Origin of the sequence: Halomonas llamarensis (genome assembly GCF_023555005.1) — a bacterium.
In the GTDB taxonomy this organism is placed as follows: domain Bacteria; phylum Pseudomonadota; class Gammaproteobacteria; order Pseudomonadales; family Halomonadaceae; genus Vreelandella; species Vreelandella llamarensis.
In genome coordinates this window covers 1-357 of record NZ_JAMJPJ010000121.1, presented here as the reverse complement: position 1 = coordinate 357, position 357 = coordinate 1, and the positions used below count along the sequence as shown (strand labels likewise).

General features: G+C 65.3%; 1 protein-coding gene. It reads right to left on the bottom strand.

Annotated elements, in window-relative coordinates; all coding sequences use genetic code 11:
- On the bottom strand, positions 1 to 357 hold a 357-nt coding region (locus M8006_RS17865; protein ID WP_250084585.1), incomplete at both ends, for a hypothetical protein.

Sequence of the window (357 nt, the reverse complement as noted above, 5' to 3'; positions counted from 1 at the left end):
GGGTGAGGTGATCCAGCTGGCCCAGCTCTGTGTAACCGCGCTCCAGCATTAAAGGTTGGTTGTGCGCATTGGCACCGGTGCTGAGACGGCGCTGGGTTTCCCGGTGCAGGGCATCGGGTTCCAGGGCAATTTCCAGATCCAGGCCGGGGGCGCTCATGCCGTGCAGGTGGCCGCTGCCGTAGGTGTGCCAATTAAGCGCCGGGAGGTCGCCGAACTGGCTGGCTTCGGGGGCGCCGGTGGCGGTGAGGGTGTGCTGGTGGTGCCACTGCCAGCCGCTCTCACCTGCTAGGCCCGCATGTTGCTGCTGTTCGCCGATTAACCGCTGGGCGTGGTCGTAGCTAAAGGTCACCTCGCCAT